The 4457-nt window shown below is 62.7% G+C and carries 4 protein-coding genes; all 4 read right to left on the bottom strand.

What is annotated here, in order from left to right:
- Positions 1-930: carbohydrate kinase family protein (locus F8N21_RS29905; protein ID WP_150645549.1), on the bottom strand; the 930-nt coding region annotated here is incomplete at its 3' end.
- Between the two features lie 13 nt (positions 931-943).
- Positions 944-2440, bottom strand: coding sequence for a xylulokinase (gene xylB / locus F8N21_RS29900; RefSeq protein WP_150645548.1), 1497 nt, complete (start codon positions 2438-2440; stop codon positions 944-946).
- A 57-nt stretch (positions 2441-2497) separates the two neighbouring features.
- Positions 2498-3976 carry a mannitol dehydrogenase family protein gene (locus tag F8N21_RS29895; RefSeq protein ID WP_150645547.1) on the bottom strand — a complete coding sequence of 493 codons (1479 nt, stop codon included), beginning with the start codon at positions 3974-3976 and terminating at the stop codon, positions 2498-2500.
- 16 nt (positions 3977-3992) lie between these two features.
- A partial coding sequence (locus F8N21_RS29890) for a TOBE domain-containing protein (RefSeq protein ID WP_150645546.1) occupies positions 3993-4457 on the bottom strand: 465 nt, incomplete at its 5' end.

Here is a 4457-nt window from a genome sequence, read left to right as displayed (position 1 = left end):
CTGATGCCGATAAGGCAAGTCCGGCCCGGTCTTGCCGCAGGTCAGGGCGGCGGCGCTGACGGCGAAGCTGAGCATGCCGTCGATCTGTTCGCGACTCAAGCGCTGCAAGCCCTCCACCGAATCCAGCTGCTGTTCGGTCAGCCAGGCGATCAATGCCGCCTGGAAGGTGTCGCCGGCGCCCACGGTATCGGCCATCACCACGGCACGGGCCGGCACCGACCAGGTGCCATGGCGGCGGCTGAACACGGTCGCGCCCTGGCCGCCACGGGTCAGGAATACCAGCTGGCAGCGGTGTTCCAGCCAGCCTTCGATCACGCTCTGCGGATCGCGCTCGGGGTAGAGCAGGGTCAGGTCTTCGTCACTGACCTTGATCAGGTCGGCATGCTCGACCAGAGTACCGATGCGTTCGCGCCACCGTTCGATATTCGGCTCAGGGTTGAGTCGCACGTTGGGGTCGAGGCTGATCAGGCGTTTACCGCTTTCGCGGCGGACCAGGGCCAGCAGGGTGTCGGCAATCGGCTGCACCACCAGCGAGAACGAGCCGATATGCAACCCGCGCACCTCAGTGCCCAACTCAGGCAAATGCCCCGGCAACAGCTGGCGATCGGCGCAGCCTTCGCCGCGGAAACTGTAATGCGGCGAGCCATTGGCGCCGACGGCGACCATGGCCAGGGTGGTCGGTGCATCGAATTCCTGCAGGTAGTCCGGGCGCACGCCTTCCTCCTGCAGCACTTGCTGTAAACGCCGGCCCAGGTAGTCGGTGGACAACCCGGCGAACAGCGCCACGTCGATGCCCAGGCGCCGCAGCCCGACGGCGACGTTGAACGGCGAACCGCCGGCAATCGCTTTGTAGTTCACTTTTGAAGCCTGAGCGCTGGCGTCGTTTTCACTGAAGAAATCGAACAGCGCTTCGCCACATACCAGATACATAGTCGTTCGCTCTTTAAAGGTTCGCTACATGCTGTTGATAGCGTTCGTAGGCCTGTTGATAGGCAGCCACGTTGGCTGCGACGGGTAAGGTTTCGCTGGCGGAATCGAGGCTGACACAGCGTTCGCAGAGTTCAGGCAGGCCTTGTTCCGATCCGCTGGCCAAGGATTGGCACCAGGCCGCCTGAATCGCCGCACCCAAGGCGGCGGCCTCGCTTTGTTCGGTGCAGACCACCGGGGTGTTCATGATATCGGCGACCATCTGGCGCCACATCGGACTTTTCGAGCCGCCGCCAATCAATCGAATGCTGCGGCTCTGCAAGCCGCTGTTGCGCAGCAGATCCAGGCCATACCGCAAGCCGAAGGTGGTGCCTTCAACCACGGCGCGGCACAGGTTGGCCGGGGTCAGGTTGGTCATGGTCAAGCCCAGCAGGCTCGCGCTGGCATGGGGCAGGGCGGGGACCCGTTCGCCGTTGAGGAACGGCAGCATGCACACGCCTTCGGCACCGATGGGTGCCTCTTCGACCAACTGGTTGAAGCGCTCGATGTCCAGCCCCAGCAATTCGCGAATTACCCCGGTGGCGTTGGTCAGGTACATGGTGCAGATCAGCGGCAGCCAGCCGCCCGTGGATGAGCAGAAAGTGGCCACCGTCGCATCCGGGCTGACCTGTGGTCGTTCGGCATAGCCATACACGGTGCCGGAGGAACCGAGGCTCATGGTGATTGCACCGGGCTGGATGTTGCCGGTGCCGATGGCGCCCAGCATGTTGTCACCGCCGCCGCTGGAGACCAGTGCCTTGGGGTTGAGGCCCAACTGCTCGGCGATCTCGGGAAGAAGAGTGCCCACAGGCATATGGGATTCAATCAAGGGCGGCAAAGCGGACACCAGGCGACCGTCGGGGTCGATATGGTTGAGCAATGCCACGTCCCATTCACGACTGCGCACATTGAAATAACCGGTGCCCGAGGCATCGCCATATTCGGCGCAACGGCGGCCGGTCAGCCAGTAGTTGAGGTAGTCGTGGGGCAACAAGATGCTTGCGATCTGCGCAAAAGCCTCAGGCTGCTGTTCTTTGGTCCAAAGCAGTTTCGACACCGTATAACCTGGCGCGATGACCACGCCTAGGCGTTCCAGCGAACCGCTTTCGCCGCCCAGATGAGTCAGCAGTCGAGCGTTCTGCGCGGTGGACTCTGTATCGCACCAGAGCTTGGCTGGGCGCAGCACTTTACCTTGCTGGTCGAGCAGAACCAGGCCGTGTTGCTGGCCTGAGACGCCGATGCCGAGGATCTGCTGGCCGCTGACTTGCGCTGCGAGCAATGCCTGGCGGGTGGCGAGGATGAATGCGTCCAGCCACTGCGCGGTGTCCTGCTCGCGACGGCCATTAGCGCCGCTGAGCATGCTATGGGCGGCAGCGCCCTGGCCCAGGACCTTGCCACTGACCGAGTCGAGGACAATGGCTTTGGTGCCCTGGGTGCCACAGTCGATACCGAGGAAGAGTTTTTGGTTTGCCATAGTCGAGCCTGTGTAATTCCCATGAACGCCAATCCCCCGCGAGCCGAACGCAGCCTGCTACGGATTAGCCAACACCCGCTCCAGCGTCCTGGTCACCCCGTCCTCGCGCAAGCTGTTGAAGCACCGCTCAAACGCCGCCACGAACTGTGCCGACTCGGGAATCGCCGCACCAAAAATCTCCTCAACCCCGAGCACCCGCTGAGTGATCAACCCATCATCCGCCACCAACCCCTGACAGAACTCGGCCCGCGGATCCGCAATGCCATAGCGCTGGCCATTCTCATCGACCCCTTTCAGGTACAGCGCCCACGCGGCAACCATCAGCGCCGCACGCTCAGTCTCCTGACCGTCCGCAATCAAACGATTGATGGTCGGCACGGTGAATTTGGGAAACTTGGACGATCCATCGGAGCAGACGCGTTCCAGCTGATCGGCAATCGCCTGGTTGGAAAAGCGCTTTATCAGGGTGTCTTTGTACCGGGTCAAATCGATCCCCGGCACCGGCGCCAGTTGCGGCGTGACATCGAGGTCCATATAGGCGCGGATGTAACGCACGAACAGCGGATCGTTCATGGTCTCGTGAACGAAGCGATAGCCCTTGAGAAACCCCAGGTAAGTCAGGGCCAGATGGCTGCCATTGAGCAGTTTGATCTTCATTTCTTCGTAAGGCGTGACGTCGTCGGTGAACTGCACGCCGACCTTTTCCCAGGCCGGACGACCGTTGACGAACTTGTCTTCCAGCACCCATTGCGCAAAGGGCTCGCAGACCACCGGCCAGGCATCGTCGATGCCGTGTTCATCGTACAGTTGCTGGAGATGGGCGGCGCTGGTCATGGGCGTGATGCGATCGACCATGGCATTGGGGAAGCTGACATGGGCGCCGATCCAGTCGTACAGGTCGGCATCGCGCAGGGCGGCAAAGGCCAGCAGCGCCTTGCGGGCCACCGCGCCGTTGTGCGGCAGGTTATCGCAGGACATCAGGGTGAAGGCCGGGACGCCGGCGGCACGGCGCCTGGCCAGGGCGGCGCAAAGGAAACCGAACACGGTTTTCGGAGCGTCCGGATGAGCCAGATCATGCTGGATCTGCGGCAGGTGCGCCATGAACTCGCCGCTGCTGTCGTCGATGCAATAGCCGCCTTCGGTGATGGTCAGCGAGACGATGCGAATATCCGGACTGGAGAGCTTGTCGATCAGCGCATCGGCACCGTCTTCGGCCAGCAGCATATCGTTGATGGCGCCGATCACTCGCACCTGGGCGGCGTCGCTGTCGCCCAGTTCAAAGAGGGTGAACAGGTAATCCTGGCCGGCCAGGTCATTCCTGGCGCGGCGATCCTCGGGCCGCAGGCCGAACCCGCAGATGCTCCAGTCGAGGCCTTCTCCGGTATTCATCAAGGCGTCGGTGTAATACGCCTGATGGGCCCGGTGAAAACCGCCGACACCAATATGCACCATGCCTTGCCGGGTATCCGCGAGGGAGTAGGAAGGCACCGCCACTTCGGGCGGCAGACGGCTGAGGTTGGTTTTTTTCAATTTCATCGTGAGCTCTCGGTGATCAGGCGGCGGCGCGCAGTGGTCGGGTAACGGCTACACCGTCGGCATCGAATAAATGGCAGTGTTCAGCGTCCAGGTGCAGGCTCAATTTCTCGCCATAACGGCTGGCCAGGTCGCCGCGGATGCGCATGGTCAGGGCTTCGCCGGAGGCGGTCAGGACGTGGCAGAAGGTGTCGCTGCCCAGGCGTTCGCTGACGTCGGCGGTGACCTGCAAGGTGCAGTCGCCGGCTTGCGCCAGGTTCAGGTGCTCTGGACGAATGCCCAGGGTGATCGGGCTGCCGACGCTCAAGCTCGCGCCACTGAGGGGCAGGCGGATGCGGGTGCCGGCGTCCAGTTCGACTTCGCAGCCCTGAGCCTCGATGCGGCTGACCTTGCCTTTGAGAAAGCCCATTTTCGGCGTGCCGAGGAACCCGGCGACAAACAGGTTGGCCGGCTGGTGATACAGCTCCAGTGGCGAACCGACCTG

This window comes from Pseudomonas fluorescens, assembly GCF_902497895.1.
Lineage (GTDB): Bacteria > Pseudomonadota > Gammaproteobacteria > Pseudomonadales > Pseudomonadaceae > Aquipseudomonas > Aquipseudomonas fluorescens_BP.
The sequence above is the reverse complement of the archived record's forward strand: the minus strand, read 5'-3'. Positions and strand labels throughout refer to the sequence as shown.